Origin of the sequence: Blastomonas sp. SL216, assembly GCA_026625625.1 — a bacterium.
Classification (GTDB): Bacteria; Pseudomonadota; Alphaproteobacteria; order Sphingomonadales; family Sphingomonadaceae; genus Blastomonas.
On record CP113055.1, the window covers coordinates 2,421,148 to 2,445,714 of the forward strand.

Genomic DNA, 24,567 nt, shown 5'->3' on the forward strand with positions numbered 1-24,567 from the left:
GGCCTGGACTCGCGAAACCTCCAGGTCTGCGATCAACCCGCCGCAGACGGGCCGCAGCGGGCAGCCCGGCAAATCTTCCAAAGGGTCGGCAGGCCGGGCTTGCGCCACCCCGCGATCCGCTTCGTACTCAGCCATGCGGGCGGAACGCTGCCCCATCTGACGGCACGCATCGCGGGCGGCGCGCAGTTCGATCCCGAGGTAAAGGCGCGGATTGCCGATCCGATGAAGGAGCGGCGCGCCGTCTTCCAGCAGACGCACGACCAGCTCAACCTGTTGCCAGTTCCGGCCCTGCTGCAACCGGCCAAGGGCAAGCTGGGGCTGATCGATTACGAGAAGATTTTCTGCGTCTCGCCCGAGGCCGGCCAGGATGTCTATGCGATGCGCCAGATCGACCGGGCCCGGGGCTGCATGGTCGTGGTGCGGCCAGACCAGTATATCGGCCACGTCCTACCGCTGACCGCTACGGACGCGCTGGCCGAGTATTTCGCAGGCTTCATGCTGCCCGCAATGGCATAATCCCGCCCGTCGCGCCGATGCTCAGCGCGGCACGTCATCATCGCCCGGCGCGGCGCTGTGCAGGCCGACCAGCTTGGTCAGCATGGCGACATACGCTTTGCGCTCGGCGGTGGACAGCGGCTCGAGAATGCGCTGCTGCACCCTGCGGACGGCGGGCAGCGCGCGTTCGAACAGCGCGATCCCCTCGGGCGTCGCCACCACCGCCTTGGCGCGCTTGTCGGTCAGGCTGACCGTCCGCTCGATCAGCTTGCGCCGGGCCAGCCGGTCGAGCACATCGGCCAGCGTCGAGCGATCAAACGCGATCAGATCAGATATGCGCGCCGCCTCGATCCGCGGCCGATCGACCACAACCATCAGCACCGCGAACTGCACCGGGGTCAGGTCCAGTTCACCCACCTCCTCGGCAAACAGCGCCGTGGCGATCTGTTGCGAACGGCGGATGAGATGTCCCGGCATGGATGCCAGGCCAAAAAGCGAATCACTGTCCTGTCGGTCGATCATGGCAAGGCTTATCGCCTCCCGATTGCTGCGCGATCAAACGGGAAGTTCAAACTGTCACCTTGCCCCGGCACAGATAGTGATTCTCTCTGCGCTGCCACCTGCGGGGACAGGCGGTCTGCTCGCGCTGCTGGCGGGCGATTTCGCCAACCCATGGCCATGGGCGCCATCGGTGGCCTGATAACCTCCAGCTTTGTTTCGCCTGTGCTTGTGCCGGCGATGTATGTGCTGATGTCCCGAGGCCGGAACACGGCGACCGCCCCGGTTGATGGGCTGCCAGCCGTGCCTGTCAAACAGAAGGGCGCGGACATGCTCCGGGTCCGCGGGTAGAGCCGCTATCAGCGATGCCGGCTTTGCCCGGATCGATCAGCCAGCCGGCTTCCACACCTGGGTCTGGCAGAACGGGCCGAGACACCCCTTCACTTCCAGCAGCCCTCCGGCCTTGCGCTTCACCTCTGACGTATAGGTGCGCCCGGTCTTGGGATCATAGATTTGCCCGCGCCAGAGATCTGCGTCAGCCTTGAGGTTTGACAGGATTGTCGTGCCAATGAGACGGCGGTTGCGCTTGGCGGGGTCGGCATTGTTCACATCGCGCTGATCCTTGCCACCCTTGGGCGCGATCAGGAAACGTTCCAGAGTGCCGCAGAACGCCTTGCCGCACTTGCGGATCGCAATCATCGCGTCCTTTTCCTGGGTTACCCACTTGCCGGTAATGGCTTCCGCAGCAAGCGCGGGCGAGCCCGATGAAAGTCCGAAAGCCAACAGCACCACAATTGCTCTGATCATCTACCAAAACTCCCAATGGCGGGCCATCCGCCCCCACGCTTTGCTGCAGCGAGCGCCAGGCTAAAGGCCATACAAAATTCAGGTTCGTCAAGCCCCGAGCTTGCACGCGAATGTGAGTCATCTGCTCGGATAGATGGTGCCGATCAAGGATAGCAGATGGCGGCGTGATCGGGGCCGGATGCCGCAGGACGGCAGAGATCAGAACAAGCAACGCCCGGTGTTTGCGGTGGTTCACAGACGGAGCGGGAAGGGTTTGGAAAAGGACCTGCAGAGAGGGTGTCAGTCATATTATTTTGTTAGCAGTATGTTTTATGAAGAATATTAGGCAGACGATTACTGCCCCACCCCCAAGCAAAAAGTGCTGGCACCCTTATGCGGCTGGACCGGCAAATGCGCGACCGTGCAACGGATATGTCAAGTGTTGGGACATTGCCGCCATTCCCAGCAATCTGGGCGAACGACAGTTTGGGCCCGTAGCGGACATTCGCTATATATTTCGGCATTTGTGCGCAGCGTCAGCATTTTTGCTGATTGCGCACGCCTGGGCCTGGCGAGGTTGAGGTGCCGGCTGGCGGCCCGGGTCGGGCAGCGCTTGACATTGCCGGCGCGGTTTTGGCTCGGCTTGTGTGCCAACCAGAATGCCGAGGGCTTATTCGCCGCTTTCTGCGACGCCTTCGGTGATGATGAAGCCGCTATAGCTGCTTGTTGACGATGCCGAGCGGTCTGACGGATCGGTGACCGAGGCGCTATAGTCGATCAGGTAGGTGCCGGGCATCGTCAACGGCTGGGGAAGCGAGAGGGTGAAGCTGTCGCCCTTCTTCTCCTCGCTGCCGTTGAAGGCATCGTGGAGCACGATGCGCTGCTGGTCCGGGGTGATGATCGCCACCGACACGAGGTCGACCGGCGCTGTGAACATCAGCGAGATTTCGCTCAGTGGCGCGGCAATCTGTTGCTGGTCCGCCGGAAAGACGAACATCAGTTCCGGCGCGGGCAGTTCCAGCGCCTGTAACGGCGTGGAGACCATCGTGCCGCCCAACGCACCAAGGAACGTTAGCGCCGCGCAGGCGACCATCATATGCGACTTGCGCATGGCGTCTCTCCCTCAAAATTTGGGAGCGCGGGGGGTGTTCCGCGCTCCCGGCTGATCGCACTGGTACGGGTCGCAAAGACCAGAGCGATCAACATCCCTGTTTTTTCTTCTTCTTGCCCAGGCCACCGAGCATGCTGCCGAGTGCGGCACCGCCTTCGCCTGCCATTGCCCCGCCGATGGCGGCACCGGTGGCAGAGCCGTTGGCGCAGCCGCTGGCCTGCGCGGTCTGGCTGTTGCCTGCACTATCGGGTGATGCGGACGAGGATGTCCCCGCCGATCCGCCCCCGCCGCCGAAGATGCCGATGATGCCGGGCGTGTTGGCGTAATCATAGCCCTGCGTCTGGTTACCCCCGCCCGACAGAACGTAATAGTTGTTGACGTCGCCAGCCGCGATATCCTCGGCCTCGGAGCGGGTCATGCTGGTCGATTTCGAAGTGCAGTAGAGGCCCCATTCGTCCACCTCATCCGCGCTGCATGCGCTGCTGCCCTTCAGCCGGGTCGCGGGGATCTTGGCCGATGACGGGCTGGCGCAGGTGTTGATGTCCTCCTGCGTGGTCCAGTAGCCGACCGGGCAGCGGTCGGCTGCATTGCGCTTCTTGAAGGAACCCCGGGCGAGCGGTTGGTAAACCGCGCCGCTGGAGCTGCTCGACGATGACGAGCTCGAAGACTTTTCGTCGTTTGAACTTTTATTTGGATAGCAATAGAATATGGTGTCCGATCCGCGTCGGGATTTTTGATAATTTTTCGGGCAACCTGCGCGTGGAACGGGAAATTTTGCCTCAGCCCCCTGCGCTGCCGCCGGGCTGGCGAAGGGAATGGCGGCAAAGGCCATTGCCGCGCTGGCGACGGCCATGCTGATGATCTTCATGTCATTTTTCTCCTGGATTTCGGTCCACGGGGAGCGGGATAAATCACGCCTTGCAGCCAACGGGCGACCGGGCAGCCCCGGCTGGCTTACCCGCCTGCTGGGAGGCTCCCCGCCTCAACAGCCCTTGTTTTTCTTCTTCTTGCCAAGCCCGCCGAGCATGCTGCCGAGCGCTGCACCGCCCTCGCCTGCCATCGCACCTCCGATGGCCGCTCCGGTCGCAGAGCCGTTGGCGCAGCCGCTCGCCTGCGCGGTTTGAGCAGCGCCTGAGCCGGTTGCGGAAGCTGCGCTGGAAGAGCCGCCACCCTTTGGACCATAGGCTGCGACCATCGACGGGTAGTCCTCGGTATCGCTGCCCTGCGCGGGGTAATTCGCCCCGTTGGCGGAATAGATCGCGTTGAAATCGCGGGTCGCTTCCTGCTCGGCCTGGGCGCGGGTGATGACGTTCGCATCAGCGGTGCAGTAGAGGCCCCATTCGTCGATCTCGTTGCTGTTGCACACACCCGTCTTGTTGCGCGACTTCGGCGCGGGTGACAGGCGGGTGGTGCAGGTCGTCATGTCAGACTTGGAGAAATATCCCAGCGGGCAACGGTCGAGCTTGTTCGCCTTGGTGACCGTGCCGTAGGAAACCAGCCGGTCGGCGGCCGATCCTTCGAAACTCGATCCGCTGGATGCTGATGATGAGGAGCTGTCCTGCTTGTCGCTCGCAGCCGTTTTGGACTTTACCCCTTCAACGCACCAGGCGCCCTCCTGTCCGTATCCGGACGCGCAGGGCTTTTTATTGCGATTGAGATAGATCGGCTTGGTGTTGCTGGTGCCTCGGGGGTAGCACAGCTTGATGTCTTCCCCCGCGTAAGAGTTGCGCCAACCTGTGGGACATGACGTATTGTCCCGAAAGACCGGCGCGGTCGTGCCCTGCGCCATCGCCGGACGGGCGAAGGGAATAGTGGCCAAGGCCATCGCCATGCTGGCGGCGGTCAAGCTGATGTTTTTCATGAACTTATACTCTGATGGAACGGGAGTGTTTTGCCGAAGCCTTGGCTCAGGGCTTTTTGGTGGAGCACCACAGGCGGTAGACTTCGTAATAGCCGTCCGCGCAGGTTTCCTTTTCCTTCTTGGCGTAGATCTTGGGAGCCAGCGTGCCCATCGGCTCGCACAGCGAGGTGTCGCCATCCGGGGTGCGCCAGCCCGAGGGACAGGCAACGGCGCGGGTGGGCTTCACCACCGTCTCCCGGTTCTGGCCCTGCGCGCTTGCGGGCACGTTCATCGCCGCGACGGCCATGCCGCCGATCATCGCCAGATTGGCGAGCGACAGTATGCCGCCGGTCAGCAGCCGGGCGCGGGTGCTTTGTTCGGTCATCCTCAAACTCCTGTTATCTCGTGATATTCACTGACAACAGGATTAGACGGGTCGCGTTGAGGAGCGCATCCCGTGATTATGGGATGCCGTTGATTTCATTGGCCCCCTTCGGTGGGGGCAAGGAATACGAACAGCACATCCAGATCACGATCCGGCTCGTAGTCGGTCCTGATCAGCTCGAACCGGGTCGAGCTGACCTTGGTGAGGCCATCCATGCACAGGCTGACCAGCCGGTCGGGATAGCCCTTGTCCACTGTCAGCCGGAAGCGGCCGATGGGGCCCTTCCAGTTCGCACCGGGCGAGAGCTTGTAGCCGATCCAGTTTTCGATCGGGAAGAACCGGTTGTCGATCTGGCCAGAGGGCAGATAGCGCTTGCGGTCATAGCCGCGCAGAAACGCCTGATCGACACAATAGCGCGAGGCATATTCGCCATAGGGATCGAGCGTGTCACCGCGGATCTCGCGGTCGAGCGCGCTGGCGACCGTGCCGCCCTGGATCGGGGTGTAGCTGTGCTCGACGGTGATCGGCACGCCCGGAGGAAAGGTCTGCGTCCGCACGAAGCTGGTCGAAACCGTCCACGCCGGTCGGACATCGCCCTCGGTGACGTTCTCGGTCGTCAGCAACCCTTCTGCGACCAGCGCGGACTTGTCATCGGCCGACAGGGCGGCGAGGCGCGCTGCAAAGCTCTCATCCTTCCAGAACAGTGCCGGCCAGCCCAGCTCCTTGAGCCGCTTGTCGACATCCACGCCGTTCACCTTGGCAATGTCGATCCGCATCAGGCCTGCAGGCTTGCCATCGACCAGCGTCTTCATGTCGATGTTATCCCAATCGGGATAGGCGGCCTCGATCCATTCTGGATCGCGGTCTTCCAGCGGCACATCCGGCAGCGGGAAAGCCACCAGCAACGTGATCGGACGGTCGGAATGGTTGGTATATGTATAGCGCACCCGCACCTTGTCGAGCGACAGGTACAGGTCCTCGCTATCCATGCTGATCTGGTCGTTCTGTTCGAAGATCAGGCCGCCCATGGCGACGTTCGCTTCGGTGTCGTTGCCGATTGCCGGGCACAGCGGAAGGGCAAGGCCAGATGCCAGACTGAAGCCGAAAACAAGACGGTGGCGCATGCAATGACCCCTTATTCGCTCATCCAGGCCGAACGGTCGATCCACTCTCCGAGCCGCTGGATACGCGATTCATAGGCAAAGGCGATACAAGCCTGGCGCTCTGCCTTGCGCTTCATGCACAGATTGCGATTGGCGATGAACGCGCGCTGTTCCTGCAACAGCTTCGCCGCTTCGACCGGAGGCGTCTGCAGCTTGGCGCGCTCGTAATCGAGGCCCATCGTTCGATCGAGAATTGAAAGCTCGCGATCCTGGCAAATCACCTGATCGATCGTGCCGGCCCTGGCCTTGGTGCAATCAAAGCTCGGCGCGACTTTTCTGGGCGGAATAGCGCGGACCTGTGCCTCCAACACCCCTATCGTGCCGATCATCGCAACGCCGGTCATCGCCGTCGCAAGAACCCAATTCCGCCAAACCGATTGCATCCCATCTCTCCCTTTGGTCGGCATCTGCCCGCGAACCGCCGCACATCATGCCGCGCCCGTCCGTCCCGGCCGCATCACTGCCATCTTCGACACATGCAGGGTTCCGAACGCAACCGCATCCCGTGATCGCGGGATCGTCGATCTGCCGCCGCTTGGTTAGTCTGGCGGTCGGGCGAGAGCTTTCGAACCGTTCGGACATGCATTGGAAGAGCGGCGAAGGCTCGCTATGAGGATGGCGATATGAACAACGGGGCGCAAACCGAACCGGCGGATTGGCCATCCCGCACCGACGCAGAACAGCCTTGTCGCATCTTCATTGTTGAAGATGATGCAATCTTGCGCGCCAGCCTGATCGACCGGCTCAAGCGTGAGCCCGATATGCTGGTGGTCGGCGAAGCAGATTGCCTTTCCGCCGCCAAGGCCGCATTGCGCGGTGCAGCCGCTGGCGTTGATATCGTGCTGATCGACCTCGGCCTGCCCGATGGATCGGGGCTGGAGTTGATTGCCTCGATCTATCAGAGCAATGCCAGCACGAAGATGCTTGTCTTCACCGTGTTTGGCGATCGCAAGACCGTGAACGATGCACTAGCGGTCGGTGCCGACGGGTTCATCCTGAAGGACAGCGGCCCTGCCGAACTGGCCGCCGCTATTCGCGCTGCCCGCGACGGCGGCGTGCCGATCAGTCCCAAAGCCGCTGCGCAACTGTTGCGGGCGTTTCGCGAGATGCCTGCCGCCGCGCCCGACCTGGCAGCCCCTGCCGCAACGACCAAGCCAGAAGATTACGGTTTGACCGCGCGCGAACGCGAGACGCTGGAAACGCTGGCGCGCGGGTTCAGCCAGCGCGAGGCGGCAGAGATCCTGGGGGTATCGCACCATACCATCGTCTCGCATGTCAAAGCCATATACCAGAAAATGGCCGTAAACTCTCGGTCCGAAGCGGTGTTCGAAGCGATCCATAGCGGCCTTATCAAGGTGGATGGGCGATGATCGAAGTCGAGATCCCATCGGCTGAGGTAACCCCGGCACGCAAGTTGCGCGCCATGCTCTGGATCCTGGGCGTTCAGATTGCCTTTTGGGGCCTGGCGCTGCTTGTGCGGCCACCCGTGATCGACCCTGTTTTTGCTGACAACAGGCTGGCCAATATCCTGCTGGAAGACGCCGATGGTCAGCTCAAGCAGGCAGGCGGTCGGCCTGTTTACTATCTCGGGGATGGCCCTGAGGCACGTTTTGTCAGCACCGTTTCGCTTGACCATCCCGAGCGCGGCCTTGTCGTTTTCGCACCACGCTACAACCGTTCTGTCACATTGTCGGTGAATGGACAGCGTGTTCCGTCATCGGATGCACCGGCCTGGCGCGGGGGCAAGCTGGGCAACAAATGGGTCATTCCTGCTGGACTATTGCGCTCAGGCACCAATAGCCTTTCGGCGGATGTCCGGCGGGAATGCTGCCGTGCCTATCTTGCTGACCTTATCGCTGCCCCGCCAGGCGCGATCGATATCGCGATCCGGCAATGGCGGATGCAATCGCTGCTCCCCGCGCTCGGACTGATGGTGCTTGGACTGTTCGGGGCATTGACCTGCCTGCTGGCAGGGCGCAATACGCTTCACAAGCCTATAGCCAATGCTGCTGCGGTTGCCTTCACCGGCATGGCACTCGGCGGCCTGTGGCAGATCGATATCCTCACCCCCTCCAGCGAACCGCTTTATATATCCGCCGGCTTCATGACGCTGCTGGCGACGATGGGAGGACTGGTCGCCCTTGCCGACCGGTGGTTTTCCGGCGGCCCCCAGTTCGACCGTGCGCTTCTGATATTCGGAGCCGTTTTCAGTGTGATGACTGTGGCAGCCGCATTGGCTCCCGAACCGCTCCCGCGGGAGCTGCGAGATCTGTTCAATGTCCTTATCGTCCTGCTTTCCAATGCCGCGATCATCGCCTGCGTTGCCCGCGGCCTGAAAAGAGATGGAGAAGCGTTGGTCCTGGACGCCGCAGTGCTGCTGCTGGTGCCGTCGATCAGCCTGGCCGACCTGATCGATGCCCTGCAGACCGAACCATTGGTCCGCAACATAGCTCCGCTGGGCGTTCTGGCACTGGCCGTCCTGTTGCTGTTCGGTATCGTGCGGCGGGCGCAAATGCTCTCGCGGCGGCTTGAGGACGCCAATGCCGTGCTGGATGCGCGCATCGCCGAGAAGCAGGCTGAACTGGAAATCACCGCCGCGCTGCTGCGCCAGCGGGAAGCTGAAGCAGCTGTCCAGGGCGAACGTGCCCGTATCATGCGTGACATGCACGATGGCATGGGCGGTCAATTGCTGTCGGTCCTGATGCTCTCGCGCGATGAGAACAGCCCTCGGCAGATGATCACGCATACTGTTGAGCAGGCGATAGATGATCTCAGGCTGCTGATCGACAGTCTGGACTCGGTGGGTGATACGATCGATTTTGCCCTGGGTCAGTTTCGCGAACGGGCCGAAGCCAAATTGCGCGCAGCAGGCATGAAACTGATTTGGTCGAACAGCCTGGATGGCCGTTCGATCATGCTTCCGCCCGGCACGATCCTGACGGTTTATCGCATCATGCAGGAAGCCATAAACAACGCCGTGCGTCATTCGGGTGGGAAAGTTGTAACCCTTACAATTGGCCAGTCTGGTTTGGGTGGCGTCGAGATCGCAATCGCCGATGACGGCCAGCCCGGACCGGCGCTGTGGAAGCGCGGGCGGGGCCTGTCCAATATGGAGGTGCGTGCCCAAGCCATCGGCGCGGCATTCCGGCTGGACACGGGCGCGAACGGCACGCAGGTGTTGCTGCAAATACCAATGACTTGACGCCCGAGCGACAGCTACCCAACCGTTTCGATTCTGCCCGTTTGTCAGGACCGGCGGCCGCCGTTCGTCATCGATTGACCGAGTGCGTTCATCATTGGGTCGATTGCGCGATCTCAACTTGTCGGCAATGCTGGCCCCTTGTCGAATAGCTGGAAAGAGCTTGCAATACGGCGCGCCGAACCGGGGGTCTGGCTATGGCAGCTTTTGTCAGAAGTTGTCATCCATAGCGAATGTGTTGAACGTCCGGCTCTGGTTCGGAAGCTGGAGTTCGCGATTTAGCAAGCGAGCATATAATTGGGGAGCAGTTATGGGACCCAGGGACCTGACTTGAATTTACTCAAGGACAGTCAGTGGCCACTGGCGGAGAGGGTGGGATTCGAACCCACGGTGAGCTTGCACCCACGCCGCATTTCGAGTGCGGTACATTCGACCACTCTGCCACCTCTCCGGCCTGGCGAGCCAAAACGCGCGCGTTTCGGCGATCCAATCGGTTCCCGCAGGGCATCAAATGCGTGGTCGATCTGCGGGAAGGCGGGCCATTAGCGCAGGCTTGGCCGCTTGCCAAGGGGGAATCCGGCATGCAAGTGGCGGAAAGCTTGTATGCTGCGATGCAACACCTTAGATTAAGCCCATGAGCAACAACTCTTTCCGTTTCGGTCAGGACGATGCACCCGAAGGCAGCGCGTCTTCCGGTGCGGTGGTGATGCCCCGTGTGGCGCGGGCGCGCTATGCGATCGGCGATGTGGTGCGACACCGCATTTTCGACTTTCGCGGCGTGGTATTCGATATCGATCCGGTGTTCGCCAACAGCGAGGACTGGTACGAATCGATCCCCGAGGAACTGCGCCCGGCCAAGGACCAGCCGTTCTACCACCTGTTCGCCGAAAATGCCGAGAACAGCTATATCGCCTATGTCAGCCAGCAGAATCTGGTGAAGGACGACAGCAACGGACCCGTGGATCACCCGGCGGTGCCGCAGCTGTTCGGGCCGTTCGCCGGCGGGCGCTACCGCCTGCGCACCATGCACTGACCTTCCAGACCGGCAGGCCGATGGCCTCCGGTCAGGACCGCAGCTTCCATCCCGACCGCAGCAGCGCATAGCATCCGATGCCTAGCGCGGCGTTGATCGCCAGCAGCAGCAGCGATCCCGTCAGCAGTGGCGAATCGGTGGTGCCGATAAAGCCGTAGCGAAAGCCCGAGATCACGTAGAAGAACGGATTGGCATGGCTGAGAGCGCGAAACGTGGGTGCCATGGCATCGACCGAGTAGAAGGTGCCGGACAGCAGCGCGAGCGGCGCAACCACGAAATTGGTGATCGCGGCGGCATGATCGAATTTCTCTGCCCAGATCGAGGTGAGCACGCCCATGAAGGCCAGCATCACCGCGCCCATCAGCCCGAACCACAGGATCGCCCAGAGATGCTGCGGCGTCACATGGATTCCCGGCCAGAGCAGCATCGCCAGCCAGACCGCACCGCCGACCAGAAACGCGCGCGTGACCGCGGCAATGACCAGCGACACCAGCACTTCGAGCTCGGACAGCGGCGGCATCAGGTAATCGATGATCGTGCCCTGGATCTTGCCGACCAGCAGCGAGAAGCTGGAATTGGCAAAGCTGTTCTGCATCATCGCCATCACGATGAGGCCCGGCGCCAGGAAATCGGCAAAGGGCACGTCGAGCACGGTGCGCCCGCTGCGCCCCAGTGCGACGGTGAAAATCACCAGATACAGCATGGTGGTGATCGCCGGGGCCCAGATGGTCTGCAACTGCACCTTGAAGAAACGCCGCACCTCTTTCATATAGAGGGCTTTCAGTCCTCCCCAGTTTATCGCGCTGATCCTAACGGTGCCGGGTTCCGCAAAGGCGGGTCCGGATCGCAATTCCGGCCTTGTGCCGGTCTGGGCCACGCCAGCGGGGGGATTTGGTGCTTGATCGTTCATGGTGGATGCGCCTATCGGCGGTCACCAGACCGGGCAAGCCCCAATAGGTCAAGAAGGAATTGCTTTTCATGTCATGGACCGACGAGCGCATCGATCAGCTCAAAACCATGTGGGAGAAGGGCCTCACTGCCAGCCAGATCGCAGAAGAGCTGGGCGGGGTCAGCCGTAACGCCGTTATCGGCAAGGCACACCGCCTGGGACTGAAGTCGCGCCCCTCGCCGGTCAAGCCGGGCGAAGCCAAGCCCAAGCCCGCACCGAAGAAGGAAGCCGCGCCCAAGCCCGCCAAAAAGGCGGAAGCCGAGGTTGCCGCCGACGAGCCGCCATTCAAGGTCGACGCGCCCGCCGCCAAGCCGGTGCGCGCCGCGCCTGCTCCCGCACCGGTGCCGACCCCTGCCCCGCGGCCGGTCGAAGCCGCGCCGGTGGTGGACGAGGACGACGACGATCTGGACGACATGCCCGAAGCCGTTGCCGCTCCCGAAGCCAAGCCGCAGCCGCGTATCGTTTCGGTCGGCCCCGGCGGCTTTCTGCGCCAGGGCCCCGGCGACCAGCAGGCCCCGATCCCGCCGGCTCCGCCGCGCCGCCTGGTGCCTGCGCGCCCCAGCCCGGAGATCGCCGACAAGACGAGCCTGCTCGACCTCACCGACCGCATCTGCCGCTGGCCGATGGGGCATCCGGGCGAGCCGGACTTCCATTTCTGCGGCGAGCAGGTGAACCCCGGCTTCCCCTATTGCGTCGAGCATTGCGGCCGCGCCTATCAGGCCCAGCTGCCGCGCGGCACACGTCGCCCGCCCCCGCCGATGCCCTTTGGCGGACCCCGCGTGCGCTGAGCATTTTCGAGCTGACCGCTAGCGGCGGGCGGCTCGGAAAATGCGGCAACGGGCCATCAGATCCCTGCCACCGGGGGTGGAAGGGATCCGAGGCGATCAAAGCCTGAACATTCTGGCGGATAAGTCCGGCGGGCCGCTTGCCCGTCCGGACCTTTGCGCCCTATAGCTACGGCATGTCCGACGATCTGTTCGCCAAAAACGCCGCCCCTCAGGAAAGCTATGACGCCTCGGCCATCGAGGTGCTGGAGGGGCTGGAGCCTGTCCGGCGCAGGCCCGGCATGTATATCGGCGGCACCGACGAGCGCGCGCTGCATCATCTGGCGGCCGAAGTGCTCGACAACAGCATGGACGAGGCCGTGGCGGGCCATGCCAGCCGCATCGAGGTGACGCTGCGCGCGGGCAATCATCTGACGATCAGCGACAATGGCCGCGGCATCCCGGTCGATCCGCACCCCAAATTCCCCGGCAAGTCGGCGCTCGAGGTCATCCTCACCACGCTGCATTCGGGCGGCAAGTTCTCGAACAAGGCCTATGCGACCAGCGGCGGCCTGCACGGCGTCGGCGTCTCGGTGGTCAACGCGCTGTCGACCGAGCTGCTCGTCGAGGTGGCGCGCAACAAGGAGCTGTACGCGCAGCGCTTTTCGCGTGGCGCGCCGCTCGGCCCACTGGAAAAGGTGGGCGCCGCGCCCAACCGGCGCGGCACCACGATCAGCTTCGTGCCCGACGAGGAGATTTTCGGCGCCGGGGCGAAGTTCAAGCCTGCGCGGCTGTTCGCGCTCGCCCGCTCCAAGGCGTATCTCTATGCCGGCGTCGAAATCCGCTGGAAATGCGATGCCGAACTGGCCGATGACAAGGTGCCGCAAGAGGCGGTGTTCCAGTTCCCCGGTGGTCTTGCCGATCACTTGCGCGAGCAGCTGGGCAGCCGCGAATGCGCGACGTCCGATTTCTTTGCCGGCACTCAGGATTTTCCCGATGGCAAGGGCCGGGTCGAATGGGCGGTTGCCTGGCCGCTGTGGAGCGACGGCAGCTACAGCTATTATTGCAACACCATCCCTACCCCCGATGGCGGCACGCACGAGGCGGGACTGCGCTCCGCGATCCTCAAAGGGCTGCGCGGCTTTGGCGAGCTGATCAGCAACAAGAAGGCGGCGCAGCTGACCGCCGAAGACGTGATGACCGGCAGCGAGCTGATGCTGTCGGTCTTCATCCGCGATCCGCAATTCCAGAGCCAGACCAAGGACCGGCTGACCTCGCCCGAGGCGGCGCGGCTGGTCGAGGCGGCGGTGCGCGACCATGTCGACCATTTCCTCACCGACAATATGGAGCGCGGCAAGGCGCTGCTCGGGCTGGTGCTCGAACGGATGGACGAGCGCCTGAAGCGCAAGGCCGAGCGCGAGGTCAAGCGCAAGACCGCGACCAGCGCGCGCAAGCTGCGCCTGCCGGGCAAGCTCACCGATTGCAGCAACGACGGCACCGGGGTGGAAGGCGCGGAAACCGAGATCTTCATCGTCGAGGGTGACAGCGCGGGCGGCTCTGCCAAGCAGGCGCGCGACCGCAAGACCCAGGCGATTCTGCCGATCCGCGGCAAGATCCTCAACGTCGCGTCGGCCAACAGCGCCAAGATCGGCGCCAACCAGGAAATTGCCGATCTGGCGCTGGCGCTCGGTTGCGGCACCGGCAAGCATTGCGATCCGGCCCAGCTGCGCTACGACCGCATCATCATCATGACCGACGCCGATGTCGACGGTGCGCATATCGCCACGCTGCTGATGACCTTCTTCTTCCAGGAAATGCCCGATATCGTGAAGGCCGGGCACCTGTACCTCGCCCAGCCGCCGCTCTACCGGCTCGTGGTCGGGGCCAAGAGCTGGTATGCGCGCGACGATGCGCACCGCGCCGAGCTGGAAGCGACGATCCTCAAGGGCAAGAAGGTCGAGGTCAGCCGCTTCAAGGGCCTGGGCGAGATGAACCCCGGCCAACTGCGCGAAACGACCATGAGCCGCACCAGCCGCTCGCTGCTGCGCGTCACGCTGCCACCGAACTACGAGCAGTTCTCGGCGGTCAAGGAGCTGGTCGGCGAGCTGATGGGCAAGAACCCGGAACACCGGTTCAACTTCATCCAGAACCATGCAGCACAGGTCGATCGCGAAGCTATCGACGCCTGAGGCGAGCGATTCGGACAAAAGGAAAATATGCGCGGGAGTTCGGCCAGACGAATAATAGCATTGGCCAGCGCCTTTCTGCCCATGTCGCTGTGCCCGCTTCCGGTGTACGCACAGGCGATGTCGCCGCCAGCCACTCCAGCGCCAAGCGCCTTCGACCAGGGTGCGGCGGATGTCCTTGCGCTGCTCCAGGGCAAAGCCGAGGCGGCGAATGTCTTCAACCCAGCCTTTCTGACCGCTGTCCCGCCAGACCAGCTCGCGACCGTGCTCGCCTCGCTCAAGGCGCAGTTCGGGCAAGCGCAGGCGGTGACGGCGGTGCGTCGGATGGACGCCCGCTCCGCCAGCATCGATATCCGCTTCGACAAGGCGGTGGTCAGCTTCACCATCGGCGTGCTCGAGGGCAAGCTCTCCGGCCTGTTCATCACGGGCACGCGCACCGATGGCGACAGCCTGGACAAGGTGATCGCCGATATCGCCGCGCTGCCCGGGCGCAGCGGCCTGATCGTGCAGAAACTGACCGATAAGGGCGCTGAGACGCTGGTCAGCCACCATGCCGATGAGCGCTTTGCCATCGCCTCGGTGTTCAAGCTCTACGTGCTGGCCGAGATCGACCGCGCGGTGCGCGCCGACGAGCGCAAGTGGAGCGACGTGCTGCCGCTGACGCAGAAATCGCACCCGTCAGGCATTGCGCAGGACTGGCCCGACCAGGCCCCGATGACGCTGCAGACGCTGGCGACGCTGATGGTCTCGATCAGCGACAACAGCGCCACCGATACGCTGATCGCCGCGATCGGGCAGAAGCGGCTCGCAGCGATGATCCGCGCGAGCGGCCATAAACGGCCATCGGACATGATCCCGCTGCTTTCGACGCAGCAGGTCACCGGGCTCAAGATGCCCGCCAATTCAGCCCTTCGCGACCGCTTTCTCGCCGCCGACGATGCCGCGCAGACAAAGCTGCTGGCCGAGGCGGGGGACAGGCTGCGGCTGAACAATCTCGACCTGTCGGTCTATACCGGCGGGCCCAACCAGATCGACACCATCGAATGGTTTGCGAGCCCAGCCGATATCGCGCGGCTGCTGGCGATGCTGGAGAATGACGCCGATCCGGTGACCCGGGCGATCCTGAAGATCAATCCCGGCATCCCCCCGGTCAGCGCCAGGCGCTGGGAATATCTGGGTTACAAGGGCGGGTCGGAGCCCGGAATCATGGGCATGAGCTTCCTGCTCAGCAGCAAGACCGACGAACACTATGTCGTCAGTGCGCTGGTCAATGATCCGGCGGCGGAGATCGACCAGCCGAAATTCATCACACTGATGACGCGGCTGCTCGATCAGCTGGCCGGGCCGCCAACCACTCGTCCCTGAGCAACCCGAACAGCAAGGTGTCGCGCACGCCGATATGCGTTTCCCACTCGGCGCGCAGATGGCCCTCCTGCACGAAGCCCATCGAGGTCAGCAGCGCGATGGAAAAGCGGTTATCGGGATCGGTGTCGGCGAACACGCGGCGCTGGCCTTCAGTGATGAACAGCTGGTCCAGCACCAAGCCCACGGCCTCGCGCGCAATCCCCTGGCCCCAGGCGGAGCGGTTCAGGATATAGCCGATCTCGCTGACATTCTCGCGCCGCTGGTGCGCATTCACCCATCCCAGCGCGGTGTCATCGCCGGTGCACGTGATGGCCCAGCTGCGCCACGCGGCATCTTCGCCCGCCACCGGCTCCAGCATCGCGCGAGTCTCCTCGACCGACCGATGCGGGCCCGACGACCACCAGGTCATCAGTTCATCGTCGGACAGGATTTCGAACAGCGCCTCGGCGTCGCTCACGCGCACCTGGCGCAATGTCAGCCGGTCGCTTTGCCGAACGGGAAGGCCGCTCATGCCGCAGTCAGCGCGGCGACCAGCGCCTTGACCTTTTTCTGCCGCCATTGCGGCGTCGGCGCGACCATCCAGAAGGCGCGGCGCGATTCGCGGACTTCGCCGATCGCCACCAGCCGGCCCTCAGTCAGGTCGCGCTCGGCAAGCAGCCAGGGCACGGTGACGATGCCGAAGCCTGCAATCGCCGCATCAAGGCCCAGGCCTGCATCGGCGACCTGCATCACGGCCGAATCATCGGCCTCCTCGGCCCCCGCGCCACGCTGGCAGCCCGGCCAGTCGATCCGCCTGTCACCGGCATAGCCGGGGGCGGAAACGGTGACGAACTGCGCGGGACCGATCTGCGCGCCCTCCAGCTCTGCCGGGCCATCGGCGAGGCGGATCGCGCAATCGAGATTGGCCTCGGTAAAGTCGATATCGCTGTCGCCCGAAACCAGCGTGTAGCGGATTTCAGGATTGGCGGCGGCATAGCCGATCAGCCGGTGGTGCAGCCATTTGGCGGCAAAGTCGCGCGGCACCGCGATGGTCAGGCGAAAGCTCGACTGGCCCTGCTGCATCGCGCGCACTGCCTCTTCGAACTGCAGAAAGCCGCTGCGCAGCGCATCGAGCCCGGCGCCTGCCTCATCGGTCAGCTCCAGCCCCTTGGGCGTGCGGCGGAACAGGACGACACCCAGCATCTCCTCCAGCGCGCGGATCTGCTGACCGACGGCCGCCGGGGTCACCGCCAGCTCATCCGCCGCGCGCGTGAAGCTGAGATGCCGGGCGGCAGCATCCAGCACGCGCAGGCCGTTGAGCGGAAGATGGGTACGCTTCATGGGAAACGGTGATTAGTCGGCAACCGCCGGGGCGACCAGTGGAAAACGCGGAATTTCGACCGAGATCAGCTGGCCATCGTCGCACAGCATCCGGTAGACGCCTTCCATCTGCCCGGTCGGCGTGGTGAGCGGGCAGCCCGAGACATAATCATGCGCCTTGCCCGGCTGGATCACCGGCTGTTCGCCGACCACGCCCTCGCCATCGACCTGGTGGACGCCGCCGCGCCCATCGGTAATCACCCAGTGCCGCGTCAGCAGTTGAACCGGCTGGTCGGAATGGTTTTCGATGCGGATATGATAGGACCAGAACCAGCGGGCGCTGTCGGCGCGCGAGCGGTCCGGCAAGAAGCTCACCGCCACCCGCACCGTGATGCCATGGGTGGTGGCCGAATGGCCGAAGAACCTGTCCATGCTGTCTTTGAAACGGTCCATGCCGCCAATATGCCTCTTTCGGGCGGGCGGCGAAAGGGGGCGGGCGCGAATATTTGCAACCGCCCGGCCAGGCGTCCGCCTATTTGCCGCTTTCCTTCTTCAGATAGGCGATCACATCGGCGCGCTTCTGCGCATCGGACAGGCGAAAGCCCATCTTGGCACCGGGCACGAAGCCTTGCGGATTGGTGAGCCATCTGTCGAGCCGGGCCGCGTCCCAGGCGAACCTGGCCTTTTTCAGCGCTGGCGAATAGGCAAAGCCAGGCGCGCTGCCCGCCTTGCGACCGAACACGCCGCGATGCGCCGGGCCAACCCGGTTCGCGTCAAGCGAATGGCAGCCGGTGCAATTGTCCTCATAGACCTGCGCGCCGCGCGTCGCATCCCCTGCCGGCATCGCGGGTGCCGCGCCCGATGCAGTCGCCATGATCGCGCCGGTCCCGGCGATCACCGCCAGTATGAAGGTCAGGCCCATGGCCACCAGCGATCTGCCCTTTGCATTTACCATCGAACACCTTTTTTGTCACGCCCTGCCGAACGACGCGGACGGATGCCCCATCCGCGCCGTTCGGGCAAGAGCGCCTGTCGATCAGACAATGGTCAGCCGAAGATCAGCGGAGCTGCCGGCGGGGCTTCGCCCAGCACGAAGCTCAAGGTCGCCCAGTGCGAGGCCTCGTCGGCGGCAAGCCTGGCCGAGATCTGCTTGAGGTCGTTGCTGCTGAACGAGGGGATAACGCCGATATAGGCGTTGGCCGCACCCTTCTCCAGCTTCTGCGCCAGCTTCAGCACATCGGCCTGGCTCTTCACCGTGGCAGCGACATTGAGCGCCGCGGCATATTCGGCATCGGTCTTGGCGCCGACGGGCTTGCCGCCCATGTCGGTGATGGCCTTGATCAGCGCATCGCGATGGCCCTTGTGATGGCCCTGGAAGAGCACGGCGGCATCGAGCACCGGCTTGGCGAGCAGGCCGCTGCCCGCGCCGATCGAATAGGCGGCGATCGCCTCATGCTCCAGCCCGAGCGCGACGTTCAGGATATCGACATCGCCCTGTGTGGCGCTCTTCTTGGCGGTCTTGGCAAAGGCGCTGCTGCTGACGCCGCCGAGCACGCCGATGGCGGCCGCAGACAGCATGGCACCGCCGGTGGTGCCCAGCATCGAACGGCGCGTGGGTGCAAACTGGTCCATCGTACTTCTCCCTGTTGGGTGTGGGTTACGCGCGGGCGACCAGCTTTTGTGAATATCCGCGTGAGGCCGACAATAGCCCGGTGGTGCGACAACCAATTGTGCGGCAGCGCACAGAGGCGCGATTTCATCGACGGTGAGGGGCGCTCTGGCGCGTAATGATTCGCAACAGCCGCCCGGCTGTCACTCGGCGGGCGCGACCAGCGAATCAGGCCTTTCGCGCCGACCGGTTGCCCATGCAATCGCGCGCGGCACCGGGCCGTGGCGATCCATCCAGGCGGCATAGGCGGCGTAATCGGGATCGGCCATCAGATGCCGCTCCTCGGTGCGGGCACGCCAGTAATAGACGCCCGACACCGCGGCGAGCAGTACGGTATTGCGCAGCGCATCCTGCCACGATCCGCTGGTGACCAGAAACGGCATGGTCGAGAACCACCAGAAGGCGTTTTTCGACAGATAGGCCGGGTGCTTGGTCCAGCGATACGGCCCATGAGTCAGGATGCCGCGATGGGTGAGGTTGGAGAAGCGGATGCCGAAAGCGACCGTCGCCCAGGCATAGACAGCGGTGAGCAGCACCAGCCAGACACCCCAGATAGCGAGCAGGGCGGTGTTACCGTCAAACCAATAGGCCCAGTCGGCGGTCGCCACATGATAATTGAGCGGGCCGTTATCCCCCATCAGGATGAAGGGTGGATAGCAGATCAATGCCGCCGCCCAGCCGGCCATGAACGGATTGGCGGCGCGGATATGGGAATCGAGCGGCTTGAAGGTCAGCACATAGCCGACCGTCGCGAACTGCACATCGACCAGGAACATCGCGATGATCAGCCAGTTGGCGATCCACACCGGGTTGGTCGCGATCTCCGCGACATTGGCGTTGACGATATCGGCATAGCCGCCCGGCACGATCGACAGCATGAAGGCGAGGAAAAAGCCCTTCACCGCCCAGGCGCGCAGATGGTGGAATATCTGTTCCTTGTCCCAGCCCTGCTGGCCCGAGATCATCGCGCCGAAATGCCACGCGCCATCGCGCGGATCCTTCAGATACCGGTCGATCCAGATGACATAGGGGATGGAGAGGAAGAACAGGAAGGGCGAGGCATAGATGAAGACCACCATCGAAAACTGGTAATTGCCCGTCCAGTACCAGCGCGCCGTTGCATAGATGGCGGCGATGAGCGACCAGGTCAGCCACAGGCCTGTGAGCTTGATCGTGCTGGTATCGAGTACGTCCTTGACCGCGCGCGGATTTTTCCAGTCGATCCCGGTACTTGGGCGCAGGTGAACCTTGTCGACGAAGATCGACCACAGCACCATCGGCAGGCCCGTGGCCACGCAGCAGACCAGCGCCGCATTGGGGCCGTTCCAGCCGAAATGCCGTGCCACCATCACCCAGGCCAGCAGCCCGGCCAGCCCGATCAGGCCTGCACCATGGCTGACCGCGCTGGGCGGGCAGGGATCGGCGAGGCGGGACGGGTTCCGGGACATGACGCGCGCCTTTTAACCGATATTGGTAAGGATTGGATGAAGGAAAAGCGCGCCCCTGCCCTGGGATGCGGCAGCAAAGCGCCGAACCGAGGCAAATCCCGCTCGACTTGGCCCACCGATCATGCACAATCACGCCACCCGCCATGGGGCATTCGCTCGAAAAGGGCATGGCAGGGCAAGGGTCGCAAAGGGTCGCAATATGGTTCTGGGGCAGGCGCGCGTGCGCCAATTCACATGGGCGGGGCTGGGCCTTGCCATGGCGGGGCTGGGGTCGCCGCAAGCCGGTGCTGAAGCCATTCACGGCACCTGGGAAAACCCCACAGGCGATGTCCGTGTCGTCACCCAGCCATGCGGCAGCGAATTGTGCGGCAAGGTCAGCTGGGCGAGCGATATCGCCAAGAAGGACGCGGCCGCTGGCGGCACGCCCAATCTGATCGGCACCAGCCTGTTGCGCAACTATCGCCAGACCAAGCCGGGCCACTGGAAGGGCAATGTCTTCGTGCCCGACCTTGGCGATACCTTCTATTCGACGATCAAGCAGCTCGATGCCGGGCGGATCAAGATCAGCGGCTGCATTCTGGGCGGCCTGCTGTGCAAGTCGCAGATCTGGCGCAGGATCTGACGCTTCAGTCCGGCGTGCGATCCGGCCCGCGTTCGGCCGGGTCGAAGCCATGCATCCGCCAGTGATATTGCAGCGCGATCACCGCGCCCTTGGCCGGTTGCAGCAGCGCTATTGTCAGCAGCAGCGCGCCCAGCACCGCGATCAGCGCGAGCACGCCCATCGGCAGCAGTTCGCGGCTGCCGACCGCGATCAGCACAGGGGCGAGAATATGGCCGCTGATGAAGATCGCGATATAGGCGGGAAAATCGTCGGCCTGGTGCAGCGTCCAGTCCTGCCCGCAACAGGCGCATCGCGGCGTCGGCTTGAGGTAACGCGCGAACAGCGGCTTGTGGTCGCAGCGCGGGCAGTGGTTGCGCATCCCGCGCAGCGCGGCCAGCAGCGCGCCGGGCTCGTCGATGGCGACCGGAGCAGGAGCGGCGGAATCGGGCATGACAATGTTCCGTGACGCCAGCTCGCGCGCCGGCAGCGCCAGCGTTACGCGTATGATCGGTCAAATCATAGCGGTTTGCGGCCATTGATTGGCGGCAAAGCCACCCCATCATCAGGGGCTCGTTTGTCAGGGGCCTGCATGACCATCCTTATCCCGATCCTGGGCGACCAGCTCAGCCCGAACCTTTCCGCGCTGGAGGGGGTGGACCCGCAGGCGGCGGTGCTGCTGATGATGGAGGTCGACGAGGAGACGACCTATGTCCGCCACCACAAGGCCAAGATTGCCCTCATCCTGTCGGCGATGCGCCACCATGCCGAGGCGCTGCGGGCTGCCGGCTGGACGGTCGATTATGTGAAGCTGGACGAGCCGGACAATGCAGGATCGTTCACCGGGGAGCTGGCACGCGCGATCGAACGGCACCACCCTGATCGCATCATCGCCACCGAGCCCGGCGAATGGCGTGTCCGCGCGGCGATGGAGGAATGGCAGGACCGGTTCGACGTCCCGGTGGAGCTGCGCGAGGACGACCGCTTCATCTGCCCGCACGCAGAGTTCGACACCTGGGCCGAGGGCCGCAAGCAGCTGCGGATGGAGTTCTTCTATCGCGACATGCGCCGCAAGACCGGGTTGCTGCTCGACGACGAGGGCAAGCCCGAGGGCGGCGACTGGAATTACGACAGCGAAAACCGCAAGCCGCCGCCCAACGAGCCGCTGCTGATTCCTCAGCCGCTGCGATTCCCGCCCGATGCGATCACGCGCGAGGTGCTCGATCTGGTGGCCAGGCGCTTCGGCAACCATCCCGGCAGCCTCGACCATTTCGTTTTCGCTACGACAGCGCAGGACGCGCGCAAGCAGCAGGATCATTTCATCCAGCATGCCCTCGCCAGATTTGGCGATTATCAGGATGCGATGCTCATCGGGCAGCCATTCCTGTGGCACTCGATCCTCTCGCCCTATCTCAATTGCGGGCTGCTCGATCCGCTGGCCTTGTGCCAGGCGGTGGAGGCGGCGTACCGAGCCGGCAAGGCACCGCTTAACGCCACCGAGGGCTTTATCCGCCAGATCATCGGCTGGCGCGAATATGTCCGCGGCATCTATTGGCGCGAGGGGCCGGATTATGCGCAGCGCAATGCGCTCAATGCGACGCGCCCCCTGCCCGGCTTCTATTATGATGGCCAGACCGACATGCACTGCATGGCACAAGCGATCGGCCAGACGATGGACCATGCCTATGCGCACCATATCCAGCGGCTGATGATCACCGGGAATTTCGCGCTGGTGGCGGGCATCGATCCGCACGCGGTGCACCTATGGTATCTTGAGGTGTACGCAGACGCCTATGAATGGGTCGAGCTGCCCAATACGCTGGGGATGAGCCAGTTTGCCGATGGCGGGCTGCTCGCCAGCAAGCCCTATGCGTCCAGCGGTAATTACATCAACGGCATGTCCAATTATTGTGGCCAATGCCGCTATGACGTGAAGGCCAAGACTGGCGCGAAGGCCTGTCCGTTCAACCTGCTCTACTGGGATTTTCTCGACCGCAACGAGGCGGTGCTGGGCAAGAACCAGCGGCTGGCCATGCCTTATCGCAACTGGGCCAAGCGGCCCGACAAGGACAAGCAGGCGATCCGCGCGGACGCGAAGCGCTTTCTCGATTCGCTCACCAGATGAACGAGCTGATCGCAACAAAGAATGCGGTAAAGCTCAGAAAGAAAAGCCGGATTTCCTCGTTGCGCTGCGTGCGCTTGCGCCTGGCCAGCACTTCGGGCTCGTCGACCGGGGTCGCCGCCAGAATGCTGGGGGCCAGGCCCAGACGGAAGCTGTGGGGCTGAACCGGAGTGCGAAGGAATTGAAGTCGCTGCATGAGCCATGAGTTAACGCATTTTTAACCATTGCCCATGGCAATTGATGGTTAACAGGATCGCTGTGCCGAAAGCGGACACCGGTTCGTCGCAGCGACTTTACGCTTACGTCAACCTGGGCACACAAAATCCGGTTGGAGGCGTGCGCAAGCTGCGCTAGACCATGCGCCATGAAGCACGACACCATCCGCAAGGCCGAAACCATCCCGTTCACTTGGGAAGACCCCTTTCTGATCGACGAACAGCTGACCGAAGAGGAGCGGCTGATCCAGCAAAGCGCGCGCGGTTTTGCGCAAGGAACGCTGCAACCGCGCGTCATCGATGCCTTCCGCGAGGAAATCGACGCACCCGAATTGTTCCCGATGATGGGCGAGGCCGGCCTGCTCGGCGCAACAATCTCCGAGGAATTCGGCGGCGCGGAGGCCAGCTATGTCGCCTATGGCCTGATCGCACGCGAGGTCGAGCGGGTCGATAGCGGCTATCGCTCGATGATGTCGGTCCAGAGCTCGCTCGTGATCCACCCGATCAACACCTATGGCAGCGACGAACAGCGCCGCAAATATCTGCCAGGACTCACCGCCGGCACGCTGATCGGCTGTTTCGGCCTGACCGAGCCCGATGCCGGATCGGACCCGGCAGGCATGAAGACCCGCGCGAAAAAGGTCGATGGCGGCTATGTCATTTCCGGCGCGAAGACCTGGATCTCGAACAGCCCGTTTGCCGATGTGTTCGTCATCTGGGCCAAGTCGGATGCCCATAACGGCGCAATCCGCGGCTTCATCCTGGAAAAGGGGATGAAGGGGCTGAGCGCGCCCAAGATCAAGGGCAAGCTCAGCTTGCGCGCCTCCACCACCGGCATGATCCAGATGGACGAGGTCGAGGTCGGCGAGGATGCACTGCTCCCCAATGTCGAAGGCCTCAAGGGTCCGTTCGGCTGCCTCAACCGCGCGCGCTACGGCATTTCGTGGGGTGCGATGGGCGCGGCGGAATTCTGCTGGCATGCCGCGCGCCAGTATGGCCTGGACCGCGTCCAGTTCGGCAAGCCGCTCGCCGCCACCCAGCTGTTCCAGAAGAAGCTTGCCGACATGCAGACCGAAATCGCCATGGGTCTGCAGGCGAGCCTGCGCGTCGGACGGCTGATGGACGAGGGCCGGTTCGCGCCCGAGATGATCTCGATCGTCAAGCGCAACAATTGCGGCAAGGCGCTCGATATCGCCCGCATGGCGCGCGACATGCACGGCGGCAATGGCATCAGCGAAGAATATCAGGTGATGCGCCACATGGTGAACCTGGAAACAGTAAATACCTATGAAGGCGCACATGATGTGCATGCGCTGATCCTGGGCCGCGCGCAGACGGGTATTCAGGCGTTCTTCTGAAAGCCCATGGTTCATCCCTCTGGTAACGCAGCATTAACTCCATCCATTTAGCTTCCCGGCCTTGGCCAGGGAGCGAAGCATTCG

The 24,567-nt window shown here is 63.5% G+C and carries 27 protein-coding genes and 1 tRNA gene; 10 read left to right on the forward strand and 18 right to left on the reverse strand.

Annotated elements, in window-relative coordinates:
* The first annotated feature begins 99 nt into the window (after positions 1-99).
* Positions 100-516, forward strand: coding sequence for a hypothetical protein (locus tag OU999_11360; GenBank protein ID WAC22358.1), 417 nt, complete (start codon positions 100-102; stop codon positions 514-516).
* A gap of 21 nt (positions 517-537) precedes the next feature.
* On the opposite strand, the gene OU999_11365 is transcribed toward OU999_11360, so the two are convergent.
* The 8 genes from OU999_11365 to OU999_11400 all read right to left on the reverse strand — a co-directional run bounded on the left by OU999_11365 (position 538) and on the right by OU999_11400 (position 6,622).
* Positions 538-1,017, reverse strand: a complete 480-nt coding sequence (locus tag OU999_11365; protein WAC22359.1) for a MarR family transcriptional regulator — start codon at positions 1,015-1,017, stop codon at positions 538-540.
* Positions 1,018-1,380: 363 nt separating this feature from the next.
* A complete protein-coding gene (locus OU999_11370; protein ID WAC22360.1) occupies positions 1,381-1,800 on the reverse strand; it encodes a DUF2147 domain-containing protein in 420 nt (139 codons plus the stop codon).
* Between the two features lie 649 nt (positions 1,801-2,449).
* Positions 2,450-2,890 (reverse strand): copper resistance protein CopC, encoded by a 441-nt coding sequence (locus tag OU999_11375; protein ID WAC22361.1) that lies wholly within the window; start codon positions 2,888-2,890, stop codon positions 2,450-2,452.
* Positions 2,891-2,978: 88 nt separating this feature from the next.
* Positions 2,979-3,758, reverse strand: a complete 780-nt coding sequence (locus OU999_11380) for a hypothetical protein (GenBank protein ID WAC22362.1) — start codon at positions 3,756-3,758, stop codon at positions 2,979-2,981.
* Positions 3,759-3,872: 114 nt separating this feature from the next.
* The gene (locus OU999_11385) at positions 3,873-4,736 is read right to left on the reverse strand and encodes a hypothetical protein (GenBank protein WAC22363.1); all 864 of its coding nucleotides are present in this window, start codon (positions 4,734-4,736) and stop codon (positions 3,873-3,875) included.
* 61 nt (positions 4,737-4,797) lie between these two features.
* Positions 4,798-5,115, reverse strand: a complete 318-nt coding sequence (locus OU999_11390; protein ID WAC22364.1) for a hypothetical protein — start codon at positions 5,113-5,115, stop codon at positions 4,798-4,800.
* Between the two features lie 95 nt (positions 5,116-5,210).
* Entirely contained in the window at positions 5,211-6,239 is a 1,029-nt protein-coding gene (locus OU999_11395; protein WAC22365.1) for a DUF4424 family protein, read from the reverse strand.
* A gap of 11 nt (positions 6,240-6,250) precedes the next feature.
* The gene (locus tag OU999_11400) at positions 6,251-6,622 is read right to left on the reverse strand and encodes a hypothetical protein (GenBank protein ID WAC22366.1); all 372 of its coding nucleotides are present in this window, start codon (positions 6,620-6,622) and stop codon (positions 6,251-6,253) included.
* A gap of 279 nt (positions 6,623-6,901) precedes the next feature.
* Here OU999_11400 and OU999_11405 point away from each other — a divergent pair, with 279 nt between their 5' ends.
* Both OU999_11405 and OU999_11410 read left to right on the forward strand, forming a co-directional pair.
* On the forward strand, positions 6,902-7,648 hold the full coding sequence (locus tag OU999_11405) for a response regulator transcription factor (protein WAC22367.1): 747 nt from the start codon (positions 6,902-6,904) through the stop codon (positions 7,646-7,648).
* A complete protein-coding gene (locus OU999_11410; protein ID WAC22368.1) occupies positions 7,645-9,480 on the forward strand; it encodes a hypothetical protein in 1,836 nt (611 codons plus the stop codon). The genes OU999_11405 and OU999_11410 overlap by 4 nt, the downstream gene beginning before the upstream one ends.
* A gap of 358 nt (positions 9,481-9,838) precedes the next feature.
* Here OU999_11410 and OU999_11415 read toward each other — a convergent pair.
* A tRNA-Ser gene (locus tag OU999_11415) sits at positions 9,839-9,928 on the reverse strand.
* Between the two features lie 255 nt (positions 9,929-10,183).
* On the opposite strand from OU999_11415, the gene hspQ reads away from it, so the two are divergent.
* Positions 10,184-10,510, forward strand: coding sequence for a heat shock protein HspQ (gene hspQ, locus OU999_11420; GenBank protein ID WAC25413.1), 327 nt, complete (start codon positions 10,184-10,186; stop codon positions 10,508-10,510).
* Positions 10,511-10,541: 31 nt separating this feature from the next.
* Here the strand turns inward: hspQ and OU999_11425 are convergent, their stop codons facing one another.
* Positions 10,542-11,420, reverse strand: coding sequence for an ABC transporter permease (locus OU999_11425; GenBank protein WAC22369.1), 879 nt, complete (start codon positions 11,418-11,420; stop codon positions 10,542-10,544).
* A gap of 68 nt (positions 11,421-11,488) precedes the next feature.
* Between OU999_11425 and OU999_11430 the strand changes: the two genes are divergently transcribed.
* The 3 genes from OU999_11430 to OU999_11440 all read left to right on the forward strand — a co-directional run bounded on the left by OU999_11430 (position 11,489) and on the right by OU999_11440 (position 15,774).
* Entirely contained in the window at positions 11,489-12,247 is a 759-nt protein-coding gene (locus tag OU999_11430; protein WAC22370.1) for a GcrA cell cycle regulator, read from the forward strand.
* A 173-nt stretch (positions 12,248-12,420) separates the two neighbouring features.
* Positions 12,421-14,412 carry a DNA topoisomerase IV subunit B gene (parE, locus tag OU999_11435; protein ID WAC25414.1) on the forward strand — a complete coding sequence of 664 codons (1,992 nt, stop codon included), beginning with the start codon at positions 12,421-12,423 and terminating at the stop codon, positions 14,410-14,412.
* Between the two features lie 60 nt (positions 14,413-14,472).
* Positions 14,473-15,774: a serine hydrolase gene (locus OU999_11440; protein WAC22371.1), complete on the forward strand. Its 1,302-nt coding sequence runs from the start codon at positions 14,473-14,475 to the stop codon at positions 15,772-15,774.
* On the opposite strand, the gene OU999_11445 is transcribed toward OU999_11440, so the two are convergent.
* The 6 genes from OU999_11445 to OU999_11470 all read right to left on the reverse strand — a co-directional run bounded on the left by OU999_11445 (position 15,716) and on the right by OU999_11470 (position 20,190).
* Entirely contained in the window at positions 15,716-16,285 is a 570-nt protein-coding gene (locus OU999_11445) for a GNAT family N-acetyltransferase (GenBank protein ID WAC22372.1), read from the reverse strand. The genes OU999_11440 and OU999_11445 overlap by 59 nt on opposite strands.
* Positions 16,282-17,094 carry a LysR family transcriptional regulator gene (locus OU999_11450; protein ID WAC22373.1) on the reverse strand — a complete coding sequence of 271 codons (813 nt, stop codon included), beginning with the start codon at positions 17,092-17,094 and terminating at the stop codon, positions 16,282-16,284. Before OU999_11450 ends, OU999_11445 begins: the two co-directional genes overlap by 4 nt.
* A gap of 12 nt (positions 17,095-17,106) precedes the next feature.
* Positions 17,107-17,526, reverse strand: a complete 420-nt coding sequence (gene apaG / locus OU999_11455; protein ID WAC22374.1) for a Co2+/Mg2+ efflux protein ApaG — start codon at positions 17,524-17,526, stop codon at positions 17,107-17,109.
* Between the two features lie 79 nt (positions 17,527-17,605).
* Positions 17,606-18,028, reverse strand: a complete 423-nt coding sequence (locus tag OU999_11460) for a c-type cytochrome (protein ID WAC22375.1) — start codon at positions 18,026-18,028, stop codon at positions 17,606-17,608.
* 92 nt (positions 18,029-18,120) lie between these two features.
* On the reverse strand, positions 18,121-18,705 hold the full coding sequence (locus OU999_11465; protein WAC22376.1) for a ferritin-like domain-containing protein: 585 nt from the start codon (positions 18,703-18,705) through the stop codon (positions 18,121-18,123).
* Positions 18,706-18,885: 180 nt separating this feature from the next.
* Complete coding sequence (locus OU999_11470) at positions 18,886-20,190, reverse strand: DUF1295 domain-containing protein (GenBank protein WAC22377.1); 1,305 nt, start codon at positions 20,188-20,190, stop codon at positions 18,886-18,888.
* 199 nt (positions 20,191-20,389) lie between these two features.
* Between OU999_11470 and OU999_11475 the strand changes: the two genes are divergently transcribed.
* Positions 20,390-20,812, forward strand: coding sequence for a DUF2147 domain-containing protein (locus OU999_11475; protein WAC22378.1), 423 nt, complete (start codon positions 20,390-20,392; stop codon positions 20,810-20,812).
* Positions 20,813-20,816: 4 nt separating this feature from the next.
* Here the strand turns inward: OU999_11475 and OU999_11480 are convergent, their stop codons facing one another.
* Complete coding sequence (locus OU999_11480; protein ID WAC22379.1) at positions 20,817-21,242, reverse strand: DUF983 domain-containing protein; 426 nt, start codon at positions 21,240-21,242, stop codon at positions 20,817-20,819.
* Between the two features lie 138 nt (positions 21,243-21,380).
* Between OU999_11480 and OU999_11485 the strand changes: the two genes are divergently transcribed.
* Positions 21,381-22,913 (forward strand): cryptochrome/photolyase family protein, encoded by a 1,533-nt coding sequence (locus OU999_11485; GenBank protein WAC22380.1) that lies wholly within the window; start codon positions 21,381-21,383, stop codon positions 22,911-22,913.
* Here OU999_11485 and OU999_11490 read toward each other — a convergent pair.
* Positions 22,903-23,106: a hypothetical protein gene (locus OU999_11490; GenBank protein WAC22381.1), complete on the reverse strand. Its 204-nt coding sequence runs from the start codon at positions 23,104-23,106 to the stop codon at positions 22,903-22,905. The genes OU999_11485 and OU999_11490 overlap by 11 nt on opposite strands.
* Positions 23,107-23,274: 168 nt before the next feature.
* Here OU999_11490 and OU999_11495 point away from each other — a divergent pair, with 168 nt between their 5' ends.
* Positions 23,275-24,483 carry an acyl-CoA dehydrogenase gene (locus OU999_11495; protein ID WAC22382.1) on the forward strand — a complete coding sequence of 403 codons (1,209 nt, stop codon included), beginning with the start codon at positions 23,275-23,277 and terminating at the stop codon, positions 24,481-24,483.
* Positions 24,484-24,567: the final 84 nt, after the last annotated feature.